This window comes from Micromonospora sp. M42, from assembly GCF_000568915.1.
Lineage (GTDB): Bacteria > Actinomycetota > Actinomycetes > Mycobacteriales > Micromonosporaceae > Micromonospora > Micromonospora chalcea.
The window spans coordinates 4,565,642-4,566,201 of the sequence record NZ_KK037233.1 but is presented as its reverse complement, the minus strand read 5'-3'; the positions used below and the strand labels follow the sequence as shown (position 1 = coordinate 4,566,201).

1 rRNA gene (cut by both window edges) is annotated in these 560 nt (G+C 54.1%); it reads right to left on the bottom strand.

What is annotated here, in order from left to right:
- A 23S ribosomal RNA gene (locus tag MCBG_RS33125) occupies window positions 1-560 on the bottom strand (it extends past both window edges: 400 nt to the left, 2,325 nt to the right).

The window sequence follows — 560 nt, the reverse complement described above, 5'->3', positions numbered from 1 at the left end:
ATGCGACGAGCCGACATCGAGGTGCCAAACCATCCCGTCGATATGGACTCTTGGGGAAGATCAGCCTGTTATCCCCGGGGTACCTTTTATCCGTTGAGCGACACCGCTTCCACATGCCAGTGCCGGATCACTAGTCCCGACTTTCGTCCCTGCTCGACCTGTCAGTCTCACAGTCAAGCTCCCTTGTGCACTTGCACTCAACACCTGATTGCCAACCAGGCTGAGGGAACCTTTGGGCGCCTCCGTTACCCTTTAGGAGGCAACCGCCCCAGTTAAACTACCCACCAGACACTGTCCCTGAACCGGATAACGGTCCGAAGTTAGATACCCAAATCAACCAGAGTGGTATTTCAAGATTGCCTCCACCCATACTGGCGTATAGGCTTCACCGGCTCCCACCTATCCTACACAAGCTAATTCAGATACCAATGTCAAGCTATAGTAAAGGTCCCGGGGTCTTTCCGTCCTGCCGCGCGTAACGAGCATCTTTACTCGTACTGCAATTTCGCCAGACCAGTGGTTGAGACAGTGGGGAAGTCGTTACGCCATTCGTGCAGGTC